16 protein-coding genes are annotated in these 17,624 nt (G+C 65.7%); 9 read left to right on the top strand and 7 right to left on the bottom strand.

Annotated elements, in window-relative coordinates:
- Positions 1-111: 111 nt before the first annotated feature.
- Genes DLM85_RS04990 through DLM85_RS24955 form a run of 3 tightly spaced genes read left to right on the top strand, consistent with a single transcriptional unit; the run spans position 112 to position 2,903 of the window.
- Complete coding sequence (locus DLM85_RS04990; RefSeq protein WP_111476939.1) at positions 112-1,362, top strand: ABC transporter permease; 1,251 nt, start codon at positions 112-114, stop codon at positions 1,360-1,362.
- Positions 1,363-1,369: 7 nt separating this feature from the next.
- Entirely contained in the window at positions 1,370-2,233 is an 864-nt protein-coding gene (locus tag DLM85_RS04985) for a hypothetical protein (protein ID WP_111476938.1), read from the top strand.
- A gap of 46 nt (positions 2,234-2,279) precedes the next feature.
- Entirely contained in the window at positions 2,280-2,903 is a 624-nt protein-coding gene (locus DLM85_RS24955; protein WP_133256906.1) for a helix-turn-helix domain-containing protein, read from the top strand.
- Between the two features lie 80 nt (positions 2,904-2,983).
- On the opposite strand, the gene mtaB is transcribed toward DLM85_RS24955, so the two are convergent.
- Positions 2,984-4,333: a tRNA (N(6)-L-threonylcarbamoyladenosine(37)-C(2))-methylthiotransferase MtaB gene (mtaB, locus tag DLM85_RS04975; protein WP_111476936.1), complete on the bottom strand. Its 1,350-nt coding sequence runs from the start codon at positions 4,331-4,333 to the stop codon at positions 2,984-2,986.
- 127 nt (positions 4,334-4,460) lie between these two features.
- Here mtaB and DLM85_RS04970 point away from each other — a divergent pair, with 127 nt between their 5' ends.
- Positions 4,461-5,333: a pirin family protein gene (locus DLM85_RS04970; protein WP_111476935.1), complete on the top strand. Its 873-nt coding sequence runs from the start codon at positions 4,461-4,463 to the stop codon at positions 5,331-5,333.
- Positions 5,334-5,340: 7 nt separating this feature from the next.
- Here DLM85_RS04970 and DLM85_RS04965 read toward each other — a convergent pair whose 3' ends face one another.
- On the bottom strand, positions 5,341-5,706 hold the full coding sequence (locus tag DLM85_RS04965) for a hypothetical protein (RefSeq protein WP_111476934.1): 366 nt from the start codon (positions 5,704-5,706) through the stop codon (positions 5,341-5,343).
- Between the two features lie 31 nt (positions 5,707-5,737).
- The gene (locus DLM85_RS04960; protein WP_111476933.1) at positions 5,738-7,606 is read right to left on the bottom strand and encodes an LTA synthase family protein; all 1,869 of its coding nucleotides are present in this window, start codon (positions 7,604-7,606) and stop codon (positions 5,738-5,740) included.
- Positions 7,607-7,878: 272 nt separating this feature from the next.
- Here DLM85_RS04960 and DLM85_RS04955 point away from each other — a divergent pair, with 272 nt between their 5' ends.
- Complete coding sequence (locus DLM85_RS04955; RefSeq protein ID WP_111477508.1) at positions 7,879-10,065, top strand: glutamine synthetase III family protein; 2,187 nt, start codon at positions 7,879-7,881, stop codon at positions 10,063-10,065.
- Positions 10,066-10,248: 183 nt separating this feature from the next.
- Here DLM85_RS04955 and DLM85_RS04950 read toward each other — a convergent pair whose 3' ends face one another.
- The 3 genes from DLM85_RS04950 to DLM85_RS04940 are packed head-to-tail and all read right to left on the bottom strand — an operon-like array spanning position 10,249 to position 12,074.
- Positions 10,249-11,031: a hypothetical protein gene (locus DLM85_RS04950; RefSeq protein ID WP_111476932.1), complete on the bottom strand. Its 783-nt coding sequence runs from the start codon at positions 11,029-11,031 to the stop codon at positions 10,249-10,251.
- Entirely contained in the window at positions 11,031-11,519 is a 489-nt protein-coding gene (locus DLM85_RS04945) for a glycine-rich domain-containing protein (RefSeq protein WP_111476931.1), read from the bottom strand. The genes DLM85_RS04950 and DLM85_RS04945 overlap by 1 nt, the downstream gene beginning before the upstream one ends.
- Positions 11,520-11,561: 42 nt before the next feature.
- A complete protein-coding gene (locus DLM85_RS04940; protein WP_111476930.1) occupies positions 11,562-12,074 on the bottom strand; it encodes a hypothetical protein in 513 nt (170 codons plus the stop codon).
- Positions 12,075-12,238: 164 nt separating this feature from the next.
- On the opposite strand from DLM85_RS04940, the gene DLM85_RS04935 reads away from it, so the two are divergent.
- The 3 genes from DLM85_RS04935 (at position 12,239) to DLM85_RS04925 (ending at position 14,819) form a co-directional block, all read left to right on the top strand.
- Positions 12,239-13,213, top strand: coding sequence for an NAD(P)H-quinone oxidoreductase (locus DLM85_RS04935; protein WP_111476929.1), 975 nt, complete (start codon positions 12,239-12,241; stop codon positions 13,211-13,213).
- A 184-nt stretch (positions 13,214-13,397) separates the two neighbouring features.
- Positions 13,398-14,084, top strand: coding sequence for a MarR family winged helix-turn-helix transcriptional regulator (locus tag DLM85_RS04930; RefSeq protein ID WP_165822009.1), 687 nt, complete (start codon positions 13,398-13,400; stop codon positions 14,082-14,084).
- Between the two features lie 75 nt (positions 14,085-14,159).
- Positions 14,160-14,819, top strand: coding sequence for an NAD(P)H-binding protein (locus DLM85_RS04925; RefSeq protein ID WP_111476927.1), 660 nt, complete (start codon positions 14,160-14,162; stop codon positions 14,817-14,819).
- Positions 14,820-14,892: 73 nt separating this feature from the next.
- Here DLM85_RS04925 and DLM85_RS04920 read toward each other — a convergent pair whose 3' ends face one another.
- Positions 14,893-15,261 (bottom strand): hypothetical protein, encoded by a 369-nt coding sequence (locus tag DLM85_RS04920; protein WP_111476926.1) that lies wholly within the window; start codon positions 15,259-15,261, stop codon positions 14,893-14,895.
- A gap of 223 nt (positions 15,262-15,484) precedes the next feature.
- Between DLM85_RS04920 and ispG the strand changes: the two genes are divergently transcribed.
- Positions 15,485-17,569, top strand: coding sequence for a (E)-4-hydroxy-3-methylbut-2-enyl-diphosphate synthase (ispG, locus tag DLM85_RS04915; RefSeq protein ID WP_111476925.1), 2,085 nt, complete (start codon positions 15,485-15,487; stop codon positions 17,567-17,569).
- The last annotated feature ends 55 nt before the right edge of the window (positions 17,570-17,624 follow it).

Here is a 17,624-nt window from a genome sequence, read left to right as displayed (position 1 = left end):
GGCAAACGCCTACAGGTTTACCCCAAAGCCGTTACCTTTCGGCGGGCTGATTGGGCAGTTGCTGCCCCGCGGCCAGTGGTTGGTTTTGTTGGCTTTTTTGACCCGGTAGGCATGCATTTGCTGGAAAACATTCGCGAAGCGTTCCGTTCCATTCAAAGTAACCTGCTGCGTACCGTCCTGACGGCACTCATCGTGAGCATCGGCATTATGTCCCTGGTGGGCATTCTCACCGCCATCGACGCCATGAAGGCTTCGCTGAACTCCACCTTTGCCAGCCTCGGGGCCAACTCCTTCGACATCGAGGCCAAGGGCTACTCCAATAAATTTCGGCGCGGCGGGGTGCGCGGCAAAACCTACCCGGCCATCAGCTACCTGCAGGCCACCCAGTACAAGCAGCAGCTCGGCGACGAAGGCCGGGTGGGCCTTTCGGCCTTTATCCGCGGGGCGGTGAAGGTGAAGGCCGGCAGCGAGGAAACCAACCCGAACACCAACGTGGTGGCCGGCGACGAAAACTACCTGCTCAACCAAAGCTACAACCTCGCCTCGGGCCGCACCTTCTCCCAGCAGGAGCTGGAAAGCGGCGGCAGCGTGGCCATTATCGGGGCCGAAATCCGCGAAAAGCTCTTCGGCAGCGGCTCGCAGTCCGCAGCGCTGGGCAAGTACGTGTACCTGCTGGGCCGCCGCTTCCTGGTGGTGGGCACGCTGGAGCGCAGCGGCTCGGGTATGGGCGGCGGGGGCGGCGCCGACCGCATGGTGCTCATCCCGCTGAGCACCGGCAACCAGATGCCCCGGCAGCAGGCCCTGACCTACGACATCAAAACGGCCGTGGCCCGGCCCGAAAACCTGCCCTTCGCCATGGACCAGGCCCGCGGCCTGATGCGCGCCGTGCGCCACGACCGGCTCGGGCAGGAAGACAGCTTCGAGATGGAAAGCAGCGACTCGCTGGCCGGCAAGCTCGATACCATGTCGGGCAGCCTGCGCATCGGCGGCTTCGTGGTGGGCTTCATCACCCTGCTCGGCGCCAGCATCGCCCTGATGAACATCATGATGGTGTCGGTGACGGAGCGCACCCGCGAAATCGGGGTGCGCAAGGCCCTCGGCGCCACCTCCCTGCAGATCCGCCAGCAGTTCCTGATCGAGGCCATTGTCATCTGCGTGATGGGCGGGGCCTTCGGCATTGTGCTCGGCGTCTCGGCCGGCAACGCGGTGTCGCTGCTGGTGGGCGAGGGGGGCTTTCTGGTGCCCTGGCTGTGGATGACGGTGGGCTTGATTATCTGCATCACCGTGGGCCTGGCCTCGGGCTATTACCCGGCCAGCAAGGCCGCCGACCTGGACCCCATCGAGGCGCTGCGCTACGAGTAGTCCGGTCATGAAACAAGTGCTGTGCGCGTGGCTGGCCGCCGCGCTGCTGAGCGGGGCAGAGTCTCAGGCCCAGGTGGCCCCAGGAAGCCAGGCCACCGTTGCGCCCGTAGCTACCACCGGCCCGGCCGCCCGCTTTCAGGTGCCGCAGGTGAAGCTGCCCAACGCGGCCGTGGCCCGGCGCATCAACCGGGAGTTGCTGCGGCTGGTTGCGGAGCAGCACGGACTAGAAAACTCCGGGGCCAGCCCGCGCCGGCAACTGGTCGCCGCCGCCCGCGAGTGCTGCTACGACGAGGAAACGGAACGCTGGCGCGCGGGCGGCGACGGGCTGACCGAGCTGGAGTACGCGGTGCTGCTCAACCAGGATTACCTGCTGTCGTTCGAGTTTCAGCGCTACTACCAGGGGCTCAACGACCCCGCGACCCAGCATCTCACATTCGATCTGCGCACCGGCAACCTGCTTAGCGTAACCGATCTGCTGGCTGATTCGCCGGTCCGGCTGCGCCGCCGGTTGCGGGCGGCCGTCAGCCGGCGGCTGCGGAATGAGTTGGCGCAGGTAGCCGCCAATTACGGCGACTCAGCCGCGGTGGCGCACGTAGCGGAGCTGTACCAGCTCGCCAACTGGAACGCCGCGCCCGCCCGCGGCCTGGCCGAGGATCTGGCCGCACCCGACGAAGATTTCCCCGACCACCTGGAATTCGCGCTGACGCCGCAGGAGTTGCTGCTGTTTCATCCGGTGGGCATGGCGCGCCTCGACTTCGAGTTTCTTCCCGACGAAACGTACCGTTTTCCTTACGAGCGGGTGCAGCCCAAAGGGTTGCTGCTAGTCGTGGCTCGGAAGGCCAGCGCAGGAAAAAACAGCAAGGGGAAATAAGATAGATTTTGTTTGTACATTTGTTTTATAAAAACCATTTGGGTATATGGCAAATGTAGAAACCGTTGGGCAGCGTTTTACCCAACTAATCCAAGCAGTCGGGCTTTCTAAAAACGCGTTTGCATTGTCGTTGGATAAAACGGCTACGGTTATCCAACACATTGTGGAGGAGCGCAATAAACCCGGGTTTGACCTTTTGTGCAAGGTATTTGATGTATACCCAAATGTGTCAAAGGATTGGCTTTTGCAGGGTGTTGGCCAAATGTATAATGACGTGCAACCGCCGCAACAGAGCCAGGCCCCGCCTGCCGACATTGTTGCCCCGGAGGCAAAGCCGGTAGTGCCCGTTCCTCCTGCCTTGCCTCAGCTGCGAACTGCGGAAAAGCCCGTGCCGGCACTGCCGCTAGAAGAACAAGAAAGCTCCAACTTAACTCCGTCCGTGCCGGTGCTGCCTGCTGAGTCCGTCCCGGCTGCCGCTCCTGGCCCTACCGTTCAGGTACCCGCAGCCCCTGCCGTACCAGTTGCGGCCCCGGCCCCCAACTGGGAGGCGGCCCTGTATGCCCAGCAACTGCAGCACCAGCTGGCCCTGGCCGAGCTGCGCAACCAGCACCTGCAGGAGCAGCAAAAGATGCTGCAACAAATGGTGGAACTGCTGCGCCAGCCGCGCTAGTGCCCAGGGTTACAAGGCAAAGGGCCCGCCCGGATGATCCGGGCGGGCCCTTTGTTTGAGGAAGCTTGTTCTACCGGTGCCTAGTGGGTCAGCACCTCGAAGCCCAGCTCTTCGGCTTCCATCAGCCCGTTGGCGTTGATCTGCGTAAGGCGCACCTGCTTCAACTCGCCCACCAGCAGCGGGTCGTAGTTGGCCACCACCCGGATGTAGTTCGGGGTGAAGCCTTCCATGCGGCCATCGGGGCCAAGGTCGTCTTCGAAGAGCACGGTGGTTTCCAGGCCGCGGTGCTGCTCGTAGAAAAAGCGCTTTTTCTTTTCCGAAAGGCTGCGCAACTGCGTGGTGCGCTCGTGCCGCACGCGGTCCTGCACCCGGCCGGGCAGGGTCGGGGCCAGGGTGTTGTCACGCTCGGAGTAGGGGAAGACGTGCAGGTAGGAAATCGGCAGCTCGTTCAAAAACTGGTATGTCTCCCGAAAATCGGCTTCCGTCTCGCCCGGGAAGCCCACGATGACGTCGACGCCGATGCAGGCGTGGGGCATCACCTCCTTGATGAGGGCCACCCGCTCGGCGTACAGCTCGCGGCGGTAGCGGCGGCGCATCAGCCCCAGGATTTTATTGGAGCCCGACTGCAGCGGAATGTGGAAGTGCGGCATAAACCGCTCCGAGGCGGCCACTGCGCGGATAATGTCGTCGGTGAGCAGGTTTGGCTCGCAGCTGCTGATGCGAAAGCGCTGAATATCTGAGCCGTTATCCAGCTCTTTTACCAAATCGGTAAACGTTTCGAGGCGCTGCCGTTCCGCGCCCTGCAGGCCAAAGTCGCCCAGGTTCACGCCCGTCAGCACGATTTCCTTGACGCCGGTGGCGGCCAGCTGCTGCACGCGCTCCACCACGCTCCGCACCGAGCCGGAGCGGCTGTGGCCGCGGGCCAGCGGGATGGTGCAGAACGAGCAGGAATAGTCGCAGCCGTCCTGCACCTTCAGGAAGGTGCGCGTCCGGTCGCCGAAGCTATGAGCGGCGTGAAACTCGGTGGCCTCGGAAATCGGGGAGGCAAACACCTGCCCGGGCTGCCCGGCGGCGGGCTTGCTGAAGTCCGTTTCGGCCAGGATTTCGGCCAGGCGGAATTTTTCGGCGGCGCCGAGCACGGCGTGCACGCCCGGAATTTCGGCTATTTCCCGGGGCTTGAGCTGGGCGTAGCAGCCCACGATGGTCACGTAGGCCTCGGGGTTGTGCTTGAGGGCCTGCTGCACCACCTTGCGGCACTTCCGGTCGGCGTGGTCGGTGACGGAGCAGGTGTTGATGACGTAAACGTCGGCGCCCTGCTCGAAGGCTACTTTCGCGAAGCCACGCTCCTCGAACTGCCGGCCCAAAGCCGAGGTTTCGGAGAAGTTGAGCTTGCAGCCCAGCGTGTAAAAGGCAACGGTGCGCGTGTTCATAGGATCGGCAAAGATACAACGCCGGCCGGGGTCGTGGTTCCGCCGGTTACCCGGTAGTCACTGGCGTCGCCCTGATTTCGCGGCCCGTCGGTGTGATTCGCCGGGTTTTCTGTAGTTGTTTTGCGCCATGACGCTACGCACGCCCCAGCCGCCCCAAGCCGCCCGCGCCGCCGACCTCGACGGCGTGCCCATTCACCACGCCCTGCCGGTGGGGGCGCTGGAGCAAATCGACCCGTTTCTGCTGCTCGACCACATCGGGCCCGTCACGCTGGCGCCCCACAACGCCGGGCTGCCCTTCGGCCCGCACCCGCACCGGGGCTTTGCGACGGTGACGCTGGTGCTGGCCGGGGCGGTGCTGCACCACGACAGCCGCGGCAACCGGCAGACGGTGGGCGCGGGCGGAGTGCAGTGGATGACCGCGGCCCGGGGCATTATTCACGCCGAAAACCTGCCGCGCGAACTGCGCGAAACGGGCGGCGAGCTGGAGCTGCTGCAGCTCTGGATCAACCTGCCCGCGGCGCTGAAAATGGAACAGCCCGCCTACCAGGGCCTGCCCGCCGAGCTATTGCCGCAGGTGGCATCTGACGAGGGCCGGGCCCGACTGACGGCCGTGGCCGGCAGCTGGCCGGGGGCCGCCGGGCCGGCGCAGCCCCTGCGCCCGGTGCAGCTGGCTTTGCTGCAGCTGCAGGCCGGTGGCCGCTACCAGTGGCGCGTCGACGAGCCGCAGAACGCCTTCGTGTACGCGGTGCGCGGCTCCGTGCGGGCGAACAGTCAGATCCTGGCGGCCCGCGAGCTGCTGCCCCTGGCGGCCGATGGCGACACCATCGAGCTGCGGGCCGAGGCCGACGCGCTTCTGTTGCTCGGGGCCGCCGCGCCCCTCAACGAGCCGCTGGCCCGGCAGGGCCCGTTCGTGATGAACACCACCACGCAGCTGATGGAAGCCGTGCGCGACTACCAGATGGGGCGTATGGGCATGTTGATGGAAAGCGAAACGCGCTGATGCCGGCTTACGCCGCGGGGGCCAACCGCTCCCGCAGCAGCGCCATCAGCCCCGGCAGATCCAGTGGCTGCATTTCCGCCGCCGTAACCAGCGGGGCCACCTGGCCGGCTTCGGCCTCGATAAACACTGCCGACAGCGGCTGCCCTACCAGGGCCGGGTACGTGTCGGGCAGCTGGTCGCGGTAGAGGAAGCGGGCGGGCAGGGGCAGGGTCCGCAGAAACGCCTTCCACTCGGGGCGCATGCTGGTCAGGCCGTAGGTGAGGCCGCACAGCGTGCAGGGGTAGGTGCCGGGCGAGAGGACCTTGTGCAGCGAATCGAGCAGGGCGTGGCCCGGGCCGGCGGTGGCGTTGTAGACGAAGAGCAACTGGCGCATGGGGCGGAGGCGGACGAAACGGAAGACGGCTTCAGCGCCGCATAAAATCGGCAAACGACTCCTGCTGGTACGCCTGCCCCTGGAGCAGCTGCCGGTCTTTCACGGCCGGCGCCCGGTACATCAACTGGTGCGCCACGTTGTCCATGGTCAGCTCCCCGTCGGGTGTCATCAGGCCGAAGCCGTCGGTGAAGCAGTAGAAGGCAAAACCGCCGGGCGCCGCGGCCGGGTCGGGGGCCAGCAGGTTGCGGCTCCAGGCGTAGTCGCGGGCGGGCAGGCCGAGCTGGGGAAGCAGGGTGGCGGCCACGTCGGTCTGGCTGCCGAACGTGGTTACCTGGCGGCCGGCCAGGTCGGGCCGCAGCGCCCCGCCGGTGAGCAGCAGCGGAATCCGGAACTTCTCCGGCGACTGAATGGCCGACCAGCCCGGCAGCGGGTGGCCGTGGTCGGCCACGATGACCACCAGCGTGTTCGACCACCAGGCTTCCTGCCGGGCCGTCCGCAGAAACTGGCCCAGGGCGTGGTCGGTGTAGGCCACCGAGCTGCGAAACTGATTGTCGAGGTCGGTGCCGGGGAAGCGCGGGCGCATGGGCACCTCGAAGGGCTCGTGGCTGCTGAGGGTGAAAGCCGTGACGAAGAACGGCGCCGGCTGGGGCTGGCGCAAATCACGCAGCAGGCGCGCGAGCAGCACGTGGTCGTGGGCGCCCCACTTCGAGTTCTGGTCGCGCTGGTGGAAGTCCTGCCGCTCCACCAGGCGCTGGTAGCCCCCGGCCAGCAGGTAGGACTTCATGTTGGCAAAAGCCAGCTCGCCGCCGTAGTAAAACGCCGACCGGTAGCCCTGCCGGCCCAGGGTGCGGGCCAGGCTGGGCAGCCCCTCGGTCTTGCGCGGGTACTTGATGATGCTGGTCGTAGGCTGGTTGGGGTAGCCGCTGAGCAGGGCCACGATGCCCTTCTGGCTTCGGTCGCCGCTGGCGTAGAGGTTGCGGAAGGATACGCCCGTGCGCGCCAGGCTGTCGAGGGTAGGCGTGACGCCCGCCTCGCCGCCGAGGTGGCCCACCAGTTTGGCCGTAAAGCTTTCCAGGATGATGAACAGCACGTTGGGCCGCCGGGCGCGCAGCAGCCGCACCGGCGCCGAATCGGGCGCGGGGCGGTACAGCTCGGCCACCACGCGGCGGGCGGTGCTGTCGGGCAAATACACGGTGGTGCTCGGCTTCACCTCGCCCAGCTGCAGGGACTGCACCACGTTCCAGGGCACGTTGATGGCCGCGTGGTTGGCGAAGGGAAACTGCGTGGAGAAGTACACGTCGCTCTGGTTCACCGGAATCTGCTGCACGCCGCCGCGCAGCGGCACCACCAGCAGGGCTATATATAGGAGTCCGACGAGCACCGCCCGCCAGCGCGGAAACCAGGCCGGGGCCGGCGGCAGCGGCGCGAGCAGGCGCCGGTAAAGCCCGTAGCCCGCGGCCAGCAGCGCGCCAAAAATCAGGGTAAGCGGCAGCCAGGGGGCCGAGCCGGCCGAGGCCGCCATTTCGCCCGGCGTGTCGAGGTATTGCAGCGGGGTGCTGTCGAGGCGGAAGCCCCAGGCCTTGTACAGCTCCAGGTCGACGGTGGTCAGCAGCCCGACCACCACGCCGGCCAGGGCGGTGTAGGCGCCGAGCGCCCGGGCCCCGCGCCAGCGCGGCAACAGGCCGCCGAGGGCCAGCAGCAGGAAGGCCGGCAGGCTCAGGTAGGCCGCGGCCGAGCCGTCGAGGCGCAGGCCGTAGAGAAAGGTGCGCGCCACGGTACCCGCGTCGAGGGTGGCCGTGTGCTGCGCGTAGTGGTAGAGAAGGAAGACGGCCCGCCCGAGGGCGAACAGCAGCAGCCAGAACAGAAAATAGCGCGGCTGGTAATGAAAGCGGTTTCTCACGGGCGGAGTGCGAAGCCGCAAAGGTAACGGCCGCGCCCGTGCCGCCGAATACGCCCCGCTCGGCGCGGCTGGTAGCGGGCGGTTGGTCGGCGGGTTTTCAGGCGGTTCGGCCGCCGGAGTGGTAATTATTTTAGGGGGTATGGTCGATGAAAACGTTTGCTTCGTCGAAAAAGGCCCTAAAAAAACAGGGGGTACTTGTGAAAAATAAGTTTCGCTTCTACCTTTGGCCCTATCAAAAGCATTTCCCCGCTTTTCTAACCTTTCCCCATTTCGTGGCAACCCTCCGTTTTCGTGCTTTGAATTTGGTCGACCAGCGTAAGCCGGTGCCGGTCACTTCGTCCGAACGTCGTTCGGAATCCTTTGGTCGCAACGTGTTCAACCTGGAGGCCATGCGCGCCACCATGTCGGGCGACTATTTCAAGAAGCTGCAGGCGGCCATCAAGCAGGGCCAGCCGGTGGAGCGCTCGGTCGCCGACGCCGTGGCCGGGGCCATGAAAACCTGGGCCATGAGCAAGGGCGCCACGCACTACACGCACTGGTTCCAGCCGCTGACGGGCGCCACCGCCGAAAAGCACGACTCGTTTTTTGATTTGAACTCCGACGGCCGCCCCATCGAGAACTTTAAAGGTTCGGCGCTGGTGCAGCAGGAGCCCGATGCCTCGTCGTTCCCCAACGGCGGCATCCGTAACACCTTCGAGGCCCGCGGCTACACCGCCTGGGACCCGACTTCCCCCGCCTTCATCCTGGAAACGGCCGGCGCCAAAACGCTGTGCATTCCGACCATCTTCGTGGCCTACACCGGCGAGGCCCTCGACTACAAAGCCCCGCTGCTGAAGTCGCTGGCCGCCCTGGAGCGCGCCGCCCTGCCCATCTGCCAGTACTTCGACAAGGACGTGCAGCGCGTGAACACCACGCTGGGTATTGAGCAGGAGTACTTCCTGGTCGACAAGGCGCTGTACTCGGCCCGGCCCGATTTGCTGATGACCGGCCGCACGCTGTTCGGCCACGCCCCGGCCAAGGGCCAGCAGCTCGAAGACCACTACTTCGGCTCGATTCCGCCCCGCTTCCACGCCTTCATGCTGGAGTTTGAGGAGGAATGCAACAAGCTGGGTATTCCGCTGCGCACCCGCCACAACGAAGTGGCCCCGCACCAGTTCGAGTGCGCCCCCACCTTCGAGGACGCCAACCTGGCCATCGACCACAACCAGCTCCTGATGGACGTCATGGACAAGGTGGCCGACAAGCACGACCTGAAAGTGCTGCTGCACGAGAAGCCTTTCGCGGGCGTCAACGGCTCGGGCAAGCACAACAACTGGGCAATGAGCACCGACACCGGCGTGAACCTGTTCTCGCCCGGCCGCAAGCCCAAGGAAAACCTGCAGTTCCTCACCTTCTTCATCAACACGGTGAAGGCGGTGCACCAGCACGCCGATTTGCTGCGCGCCAGCATTGCCTCGGCCTCCAATGACCACCGCCTCGGCGCCAACGAAGCGCCGCCGGCCATCATGTCGGTGTTCGTGGGCAAGCAGCTGTCGGAAGTGCTCGACGAGCTGGAGCGCAACGCCAAGCTGCCGCTCGACAAGGGCGACAACCTGTACCTGAAGCTGGGCATCGACAAGATTCCGCCCATCCTGCTCGACAACACCGACCGCAACCGCACCTCGCCCTTCGCCTTCACCGGCAACAAGTTCGAGTTCCGCGCCGTGGGCTCGTCGGCCAACTGCTCCTCGGCCATGACCGTGCTCAACGCCATCGTGGCCGACCAGCTGGACGTGTTCCGCAAGGAAGTGGACGCGCTGATCGAGACCGGCCGCAAAAAGGAAATGGCCATTATCGACGTGCTACGCCAGTACGTGATTGACTCGAAAGCCATCCGCTTCGAGGGCAACGGCTACAGCGACGAGTGGAAGGACGAGGCCGCCAGCCGCGGTTTGTCGAACGTGCCGACCACGCCGCCGGCCCTCGACGCCTTCGTGACGGACGCCTCTTCGCAGTTATTCGAGCGTTTGGGTATATATTCGCACGTTGAACTGCACGCCCGCCACGAAATCCTCCTCGAGGATTACATCAAGCGGGTGCAGATCGAGAGCCGCGTGATGGGGGATTTGGCCGTAAACCACATTATTCCGACCGCGGTAGCCTACCAGAACAAGCTCGTGCAAAACGTGCGCGGCTTGCGCGAACTGGGCCTCGATGACGAGTACTCGCAGGTAACGGTGGACTCCATCAAGGAAATTTCGCGGCGCATCGCCACCATCAAAAACACGGTGGGGGAGATGATTGACGAACGGAAAAAAGCCAACAAGCTGGAGGATACGCGCGAGCGGGCCCTGGTCTACGGCGCAACTATTCGTCCGCTGTTCGACGTTATTCGTCGGCAGGTTGACAAATTGGAACTTCTGGTGGCCGATGAAGATTGGCCGCTGGTAAAATACCGCGAGCTGCTCTTCTTGCATTAGCAGCCGCCGGTGCAACCGGTTCGAATTCGGGTGGGAATGCAGTTCGACCGGTTCGCCACTAAGCCCGTTGGCCCCGCAGCAAGTGCGGGAGCCGGCGGGTTTTTTCATTTTTAGTCGGTTTTCGCTGCCGACGGCTAGAGCCCGGTCAACCCGTTTGGGTGGCCGGGCTTTTTCGTTTAGGTGTTAGTCGCCGCCTCCGCCGCAGCCCCCGCAGCCGCTGCTGCTGCAGCCCGAGGAGCAGCCGCTGTCGTCCCCGAAGTCGGCGCTGGCCCCGCCGCCGCCGGAGTGCCCGCCGCCAAAGTCTGCGTCCCCGCCGTCCGCATCGGAGCCGCTTACGTCGGCGCCCCAGTCGCTCCCTGCACGATTGGCGCGTAAGGCCCGCAAGAATTCCTGATCAAACAGGCGCAGCGCCAAAGGCGGTTCTACTCCGACCAGCAGCGCGTTGCCATACAAAAGCGGCAACACGGTGGCTACTGCTGGCACCTCGTGGGCCATCTGGGTGATAAGCGCATCCGTTTCCTGCCGCAGGGTGATGCGCAATACGCTTCCGTCGTGAGTCAAGGCAAACGACTGGAAAAACTTGTACCAACCATTGCGCAGGATGCTGCCTTGTAACCCTAGAGTCTCGGCCACTACCAAGCAGAAGCGGTGCGGCTCGGGCATACTTTCCAGCAGCACACCTACGTAGTGACGGAGCAGCATCATTTGTCGGCCTGTTGGCAGCACTTGCAACAATAGCTGCTCGTGAGGGCGGGGCTGGTAAGTAGGCGCTGCGTTGCCGAGGCGCACGTAGTAGCAGGGCGCGAGCGGGGCATGGGGCGAGGTCTGGAAGGGACGGTTTTCCAGCCGCAACACATCCCGTAGGATCAGGTCGGCGAAGGTGAGGCGCAGCATGCGGCGCACGGGGGGCCAGGTGGTGCGCTGCAGAAGTAGCACTTCCGCGGGCGAGAAGCGGAGCAGCTGCATCAGAAGCGGAATTTGGGCAGCAGCCAGTAGCGGCCGAGGTTGACGCGCCGGAAGTTGATGTCGCCGAAGCGCGTGGCGCTGTCGGGCCAGAGGTCGGCGGGCGGCGCGTGGCCGAAGGTGTGGGCATACAGCTCCCGGGTGCGGGCGTACCAGTCGGTGAACTGCTCCTGCTGCCGGGCGCCGCCGCGGGTAGGGCCGTGGTGAATAGCGCGGCCCAGCGTGCCCTGGCAGAAATCGTCCCAGTAGGAGCGGGTGTAGAGCAGGTGCAGGTGCCACACCTGGTCGACCTGGTCGGAGGGCGTGAGCGGGTGCTCGGCCACGCACAGCAGCAGCATAAAGCGCTTGTACTCGTGCACGGCGCGCAGGCTGAAGTGCAGCGGCCAGCCGTTTTCGCGGGCCAGGCGGTCGGTAAACGTCAGGGCCGCGTGCGGGTCGTCGAGCTCGAAGGCCTCGATTTTCTGCCAGAGCGCGAGGTGGTCGGGGCGCATGGGGCGAGGAAGCGGCGGGGAAGGACGGACGAGCTTTCTACGCTACGGAGCTTCGGCGGTTGGGGCGGCGGCCGGCAGCTCGGGCAGGTCGTGCTCCAGCACCTCGGCCCGCGAGCCGAAATCGGGCAGGACGGCCCGGCGCAGGCGGGTTGTCAGCTCGTCCAGGGTCTGGCGCACGTTCGTCACGGTGGGGTGCTGCTGCATCCTGGCCGCCATGTCGGTTTTGAGCACGGCCCGCACGATTTTCTCCACTACGAAGGGCAGAATCCAGCCGACCACGTTGGAGGCCAGCGCGCCGCGCAGCCCCAGGCGGGCCAGCAGCCGGAGGGTCATGCGCTCCAGCAGCAGGGATTTCACGGCCGGGGCGGCCTTGTCGGTCAGGAAGTCGGCCACCACCTTAGCATTGCCCTTCTGCACTTCGGCCCGCAGCACTTCCTGCACCGATTCGGCCGCCGAGCGGAAGGCCTTGCGGAACAGCGGGCCGGTTTGCCAGGCGCGCAAGCCCAGGGCGCGGGTGGCGTCGAGCAGGGTGGGGAAGATGGCGGGAGCTTTCATCAGTGCCAAGAACGGAAAAGCCGGGGAAAGGTGACGCGGCCGGCGGCAACGGAATTAGCCCGCAGAAGACGCAGAAGCTTGCGCGGAGGGCGCAGAATCGTTCTATTGCGAGGCCAAGCCTTATCCCCGGCCTGGCTACGCCCTCCTCCACTAACCTACCTAGCATGCACGCCATTGTCATCAGCCGCCCCGGCGGCCCCGAAGTTCTGCAGCTCCAGCACCTCGACGCCCCGCAGCCCGCCCCCGGCCAGGTGCTGGTGCAGGTGCTGGCCGCGGGCGTCAACCGCCCCGACGTGCTGCTGCGCCAGGGCAAGTATGGCGGCGCGGGCGAGGTGACGGGCACCGTGCCGGGCCTGGAAATAGCCGGCGTGGTGGCCGCGCTCGGGACGGGCGTGACGCGCTGGCGGGTGGGCGACGAAGTGTGCGCCCTGCTCGCGGCCGGCGGCTACGCCGACTACGCCGTGGTGGATGCCCGGCACTGCCTGCCAGTGCCCGCCGGCTGGCGCATGACGGAAGCCGCCGCCCTGCCCGAAACCGTGCTGACGGTGTGGCACAACGTGTTTCAGCGCGGCGCTTTGCAGCCCGGCGAGACGCTGCTGGTGCACGGGGGCAGCAGCGGCATCGGCGTGACGGCCATTCAGCTGGCCCGGCTGCTGGGCGCGGAGGTGTACGCCACGGCCGGCTCCGACGAAAAATGCCGCGCCTGCGAGGCGCTGGGCGCCACCCGCTGCTTCAACTACCACCGCGAGGACTTCGAGGCCGAACTGCGGGCCCGGGGCGTCGACGTGGTGCTCGACATGATCGGGGGCGACTACACGGCCAAAAACCTGCGCCTGCTGCGCGACGACGGCCGGCTGGTGTTCATCAACGCCATGAAGGGCGCCCAGGCCGAATTCAGCGCCCTGGAGGTAATGCGCCGCCGCCTCACCATCAGCGGCAGCACCCTGCGCCCGCGCTCGGCCGACTTCAAGGCCGCGCTGGCGGCCGAAGTGGAGCGCCACGTGTGGCCGCTGCTGGTCAACAAGCAGTTCAAGCCAGTGCTATTCCGTAAGTTTGCCCTTCACGAAGCCGAATTAGCGCATCGGCTGATGGAAAGCAGCGCCCACATCGGCAAAATCGTGCTGCGCGTAAACCGCTGACCGGCGCCGGCGTCGCTTACTCCATCGACCGCGCGGAATATTTGTTGCCCGAATGCAAACGCGGCCGCTTCGTGCCCGTACGCTTCAGCTTAACGGAGCTGGGCTGCGGCCCTGGCACCCGCGCTCCTTTTCTCTTTGCCGCCGCCCGCCTTGCCGGGCGGTGGTTTCGCTTACCTCGTCCGCCATGGATTACTCGTTGCTGAAGCAGTTGCTCGACCAGGTCGAAGCCTATGAGCAGCACCAGCAGGGCAGCCACAGCACGTCCAACAAGCTGGCGCGCTTTGCCGCGTGGCTGCACGCCCAGGCCGTGCTGACGCCCGCCGCCCACGAGCCCCACCCCGACGAGATGCACCGCTCGCACGAAACCGTGGAGGTGCAGATCAGCAAGCTGGTGGTGTTTATGAACCGCTACGCCCGCGTGTACAGCCGCCTGGCCCTGGCCGGCACGCCGCTGCTCACCATCGACGACTTTGCCTACCTGGCCAGCCTTTACCGCGCCCAGCCGCTGAGCAAAACCGAGCTGATTACCCGCAACGTGCACGAAAAAGCCTCGGGCACCGAGGTCATCAAGCGCCTGCTGGCCAACGGCCTCATTGCCGAGCAGGCCCACGCCACCGACCGCCGCCGCAAGCAGCTCAGCGTGACGCCGGAGGGCCACGCGGTGCTGCGGCAGGTGGTGGGCCGCATGACGCAGGCCTCGCAGCTGGTGGCCGGCGACCTGAACGCGGAAGAGCGCCAGCAACTGCTGTACCTGCTGCAGCGCCTCGACCGGTTTCACCTGCCCATTTTCCTCGCCCCACGCCCCGAGAGCTTCGCGGAGCTGCTGCAGCAGTGGGAGCCGCTCCGCGCCGCAGCCGCGCCGGAGCAGTAACCCGCGGCGCGGCTCGACAGTACACTTCCATACCGGCGCGACCTGCCGCCGGCTGTTGAACCTGACTGTACCCGCATGAAAAAGACGGCCCTCGTAATCGGTGCCACGGGCCTGGTGGGCGAATACCTGCTGCGCCAGCTGCTGACGGACGCGCGCTTTGAGCGCGTGAAAGTGTTTACCCGCCGCCCCACCGGCTACCACAACCCCGCCAAGCTCGAAGAGCACATCGTCGACTTCGACAAGCCCAGCGAGTGGCAGGAGCTGCTGCAGGGGGACGTGCTGTTTTCCGCCCTGGGCACCACGCTCAAGCAGGCCGGCAGCAAGGAAGCCCAGTACCGCGTCGACCACACCTACCAGCTGCAAACGGCCGAACACGCGGCCCGCAACGGCACCGATACCTACGTGCTGGTATCGGCCGCCGGAGCCGACAAGGACTCCGCCATCTTCTACAACCGCATGAAGGGCGAGCTGGAGCGCGACGTGCAAACGCTGGCCTTCGCCCGCACGCGCATTCTGCAGCCGGGCGTGCTGGCCGGGCCGCGCGAAAATTCCCGGGGGCTGGAAAAGCTGGCCATCGGCGCGGCGGCGCTGCTGGGGCAGCTGCCGCTGCTGCGCAGGTACCGGCCCGTCCACGGCCGCACGGTGGCCCGGGCCATGATCAACGCCAGCTTCGACGAGGAAGTGGGCGTGCAGGTCGATACCCTGGCAGACGTCTTTAAGCGGGCCGGGGAGTAGGCGCGGGGCCGCCGTAGCGCACCCCGATGCTGCTGCCGCCGCTGCGCGCGGCGTAGCCCACCCACACCTCACCTCAGTCGAACTGCCGCTGGTCGGCCCCCAGCTGCGCGTCGAGCCACTGCTGAAACTCCTGGGCCTGCCGCCGATCGGCGGCCTCGTTCCAGTCGTCCCAGGTTCTGGCGCGGGTCTCGGCGGGGTAGTAGGCCAACTGCCACTGCACGAAATAACGGCCGACCAGCCACAATACCAGATTGACTCGCCATGCATCCTGTTCCAGCCGCACGTGGTACTGCTGCCAGCCGTTGTCCATATCGTAGGGCGTGATGGTGGCCGTGGGTAACAGCCGGGGCAGCTCGGCCGGGGTCGTGGTGTCGGTGATGACGCCGGCGCTGAAATGCAGGTGGCCGGTGTGCCGGTCGAGGTGGATGGGCGGAGTGGGCATGGGGGCTAAGGTCAGCATAAAGGCACGTCGTGTCGGGCTGGTCGGGACAGTTCGACATGACGATAGTAACCTCAACGAAGGAATTACCATCCGGCGAGATGCCTCGCGGGGCTCGACATGATGTTCTGATAGCATTCCGGCACCCGCAAACCCTCGTACCTTTGCCCGCTGGCAACTTTGCCGCCCGGAATGCGGTTTTTGCCCCGACTACGTTACCCCGCGCATGAGCACCTCCTCGGAATCCAAGATTTACTGCCCCAGCCTGACCAAGTACCAGCGCCGCGAGGCCCGCGTCGTCAACATCGGTGACCTGCCGCTCGGCGGCCATTACCCCATCCGGGTGCAGAGCATGACCACCGTCGATACCATGGACACCCTGGGCTCGGTGGAGGAGACGCTGCGCATGGTGGCGGCCGGCTGCGAGTACGTGCGCATCACGGCCCCCAGCATGAAGGAGGCCCAGAACCTGCTCGAAATCAAGAAGGAGCTGCGCCGCCGCGGCTGCACGGTGCCCCTCATTGCCGACATCCACTTCACGCCCAACGCCGCCGAGCTGGCCGCCCGCATCGTGGAGAAAGTGCGCGTGAACCCCGGCAACTACGTCGACAAGAAGAAGTTTCAGACCATCGAGTACACCGACGCCGAGTACCAGGGCGAGATTGAGCGCATCCGGGAGCGGTTCCGGCCCTTGGTGCAGATCTGCAAGCAGTACGGCACGGCCATGCGCATCGGCACCAACCACGGCTCGTTGTCGGACCGCATCCTCTCGCGCTACGGCGACACGCCGCTGGGCATGGTGGAGTCGGCGCTGGAGTTTCTGCGCATCTGCGAGGATGAGAATTACTACGACGTGGTCCTCTCCATGAAGGCCTCCAACACCCAGGTGATGGTGCAGGCCTACCGCCTGCTGGTGCAGAAGCTCGAAGCCGAGGGCCTGCAGCCCTACCCGCTGCACCTGGGCGTGACCGAAGCCGGCGAAGCCGAGGACGGCCGCATCAAGTCGGCCGTGGGCATCGGCACGCTGCTGGAAGACGGCCTGGGCGACACCGTGCGCGTGAGCCTGACCGAGCCCCCCGAAGCCGAAGCCCCCGTGGCCCGCATGCTCATCGACCGGTACACGAATCGGGCCGCCGAGGCCAAGCCGATTGCGCCGTTATCAGTTGACAGTAATCAGTTGTCAGTTGTCAGTGATGTTCAGGCCGAGAGCAGCCCTGACAACTCGCAACTGACAACTGACAACTCCCTTATTCCCATCGACCCCTACCAGTACCACCGACGCCCGACGCACGAGGTGCTGAACATCGGCGGGACGAACGTGCCGCGGGTGCTGGCCGATATTTCGCGCCTGCCGCAGGTGGAATACAACGACCTGCGCTGCGTGGGGCACCTGTACTCGGCCTTCCTCGACAAGTTCCAGATGAACGACCTCGGGGCTGACTACCTCTACTCGGGCCAGCGTCCCATTCCGTTCATGCTGCCCAACGGCCTCAAGGAGCTGGTTGACTACTCGGCGTGGCTGGATGCGGGCCAGCGCGCGGACCACTTTCCGGTGCTGACCCAGAGCGAATACGCCGTGGCCGCCGCCAAGCACCCCGAGGCCAACTTCGTGTTCCACCACCTGGATTCGCTGACGTCGGCCGCCATCGACCAGCTGCGGGCCGATAAGACGGCCGTCGTCATTCTCTACACCGACAACGCCCACGCCATGCCCGAAATCCGCCGGGCCTTCTTCCGGCTGTTGAACCTGGGCGTGACCAATCCCGTCATCATCAACCGCCAGTACCCCGACCAGGCGCCCGAGCAAACCCAGCTCTACGCCGCCACCGACGTGGGCGGCCTGCTGCTCGACGGCCTCGGCGACGGGGTGGTGCTCAGCACCGAAAAGCTGCCCGATGCCGACCAGAACACCTGGCTGGCCCGCCTCGACGCGCTCAACCAGCTCAGCTTCGGCATTCTGCAGGCGGCACGCACCCGCATGAGCAAGACCGAGTACATCAGCTGCCCGAGCTGCGGCCGTACCCTGTTCGATTTGCCCGAAACCACCGCCATGATCCGCCGCCGCACCGACCACCTCAAGGGCGTCAAAATCGGCATCATGGGCTGCATCGTGAACGGCCCCGGCGAAATGGCCGACGCCGACTACGGCTACGTGGGCGTGGGCCGGGGCAAAATTGCCCTCTACCGCGGTCAGGAAGTCATCAAGAAGTCGGTGCCCGAAGAAGCCGCCGTGGACGAACTGATCAACCTCATCCGCGAAGACGGCCGCTGGGTGGAGCCGGTGGCGGTGGAGGAGCCGGTGGGGGTGTAGGTGGTAGAACGGCTTGGATAGAACGACGGGAAAAGAACGTCATGCTGAGCTTGTC

This window comes from Hymenobacter edaphi, assembly GCF_003258365.1.
Taxonomy (GTDB): Bacteria; Bacteroidota; Bacteroidia; order Cytophagales; family Hymenobacteraceae; genus Solirubrum; species Solirubrum edaphi.
The sequence above is the reverse complement of the archived record's forward strand: the minus strand, read 5'-3'. Positions and strand labels throughout refer to the sequence as shown.

Bases quoted from the DNA above. Each gene is read 5' to 3' on its own strand.
- DLM85_RS04990 (WP_111476939.1), top strand. From the start codon at position 112: ATGCATTTGCTGGAAAACATTCGCGAAGCGTTCCGTTCCATTCAAAGT.
- DLM85_RS04985 (WP_111476938.1), top strand. From the start codon at position 1,370: ATGAAACAAGTGCTGTGCGCGTGGCTGGCCGCCGCGCTGCTGAGCGGG.
- DLM85_RS24955 (WP_133256906.1), top strand. From the start codon at position 2,280: ATGGCAAATGTAGAAACCGTTGGGCAGCGTTTTACCCAACTAATCCAA.
- mtaB (WP_111476936.1), bottom strand. From the start codon at position 4,333: ATGAACACGCGCACCGTTGCCTTTTACACGCTGGGCTGCAAGCTCAAC.
- DLM85_RS04970 (WP_111476935.1), top strand. From the start codon at position 4,461: ATGACGCTACGCACGCCCCAGCCGCCCCAAGCCGCCCGCGCCGCCGAC.
- DLM85_RS04965 (WP_111476934.1), bottom strand. From the start codon at position 5,706: ATGCGCCAGTTGCTCTTCGTCTACAACGCCACCGCCGGCCCGGGCCAC.
- DLM85_RS04950 (WP_111476932.1), bottom strand. From the start codon at position 11,031: ATGCAGCTGCTCCGCTTCTCGCCCGCGGAAGTGCTACTTCTGCAGCGC.
- DLM85_RS04945 (WP_111476931.1), bottom strand. From the start codon at position 11,519: ATGCGCCCCGACCACCTCGCGCTCTGGCAGAAAATCGAGGCCTTCGAG.
- DLM85_RS04940 (WP_111476930.1), bottom strand. From the start codon at position 12,074: ATGAAAGCTCCCGCCATCTTCCCCACCCTGCTCGACGCCACCCGCGCC.
- DLM85_RS04935 (WP_111476929.1), top strand. From the start codon at position 12,239: ATGCACGCCATTGTCATCAGCCGCCCCGGCGGCCCCGAAGTTCTGCAG.
- DLM85_RS04930 (WP_165822009.1), top strand. From the start codon at position 13,398: ATGGATTACTCGTTGCTGAAGCAGTTGCTCGACCAGGTCGAAGCCTAT.
- DLM85_RS04925 (WP_111476927.1), top strand. From the start codon at position 14,160: ATGAAAAAGACGGCCCTCGTAATCGGTGCCACGGGCCTGGTGGGCGAA.
- DLM85_RS04920 (WP_111476926.1), bottom strand. From the start codon at position 15,261: ATGCCCACTCCGCCCATCCACCTCGACCGGCACACCGGCCACCTGCAT.
- ispG (WP_111476925.1), top strand. From the start codon at position 15,485: ATGAGCACCTCCTCGGAATCCAAGATTTACTGCCCCAGCCTGACCAAG.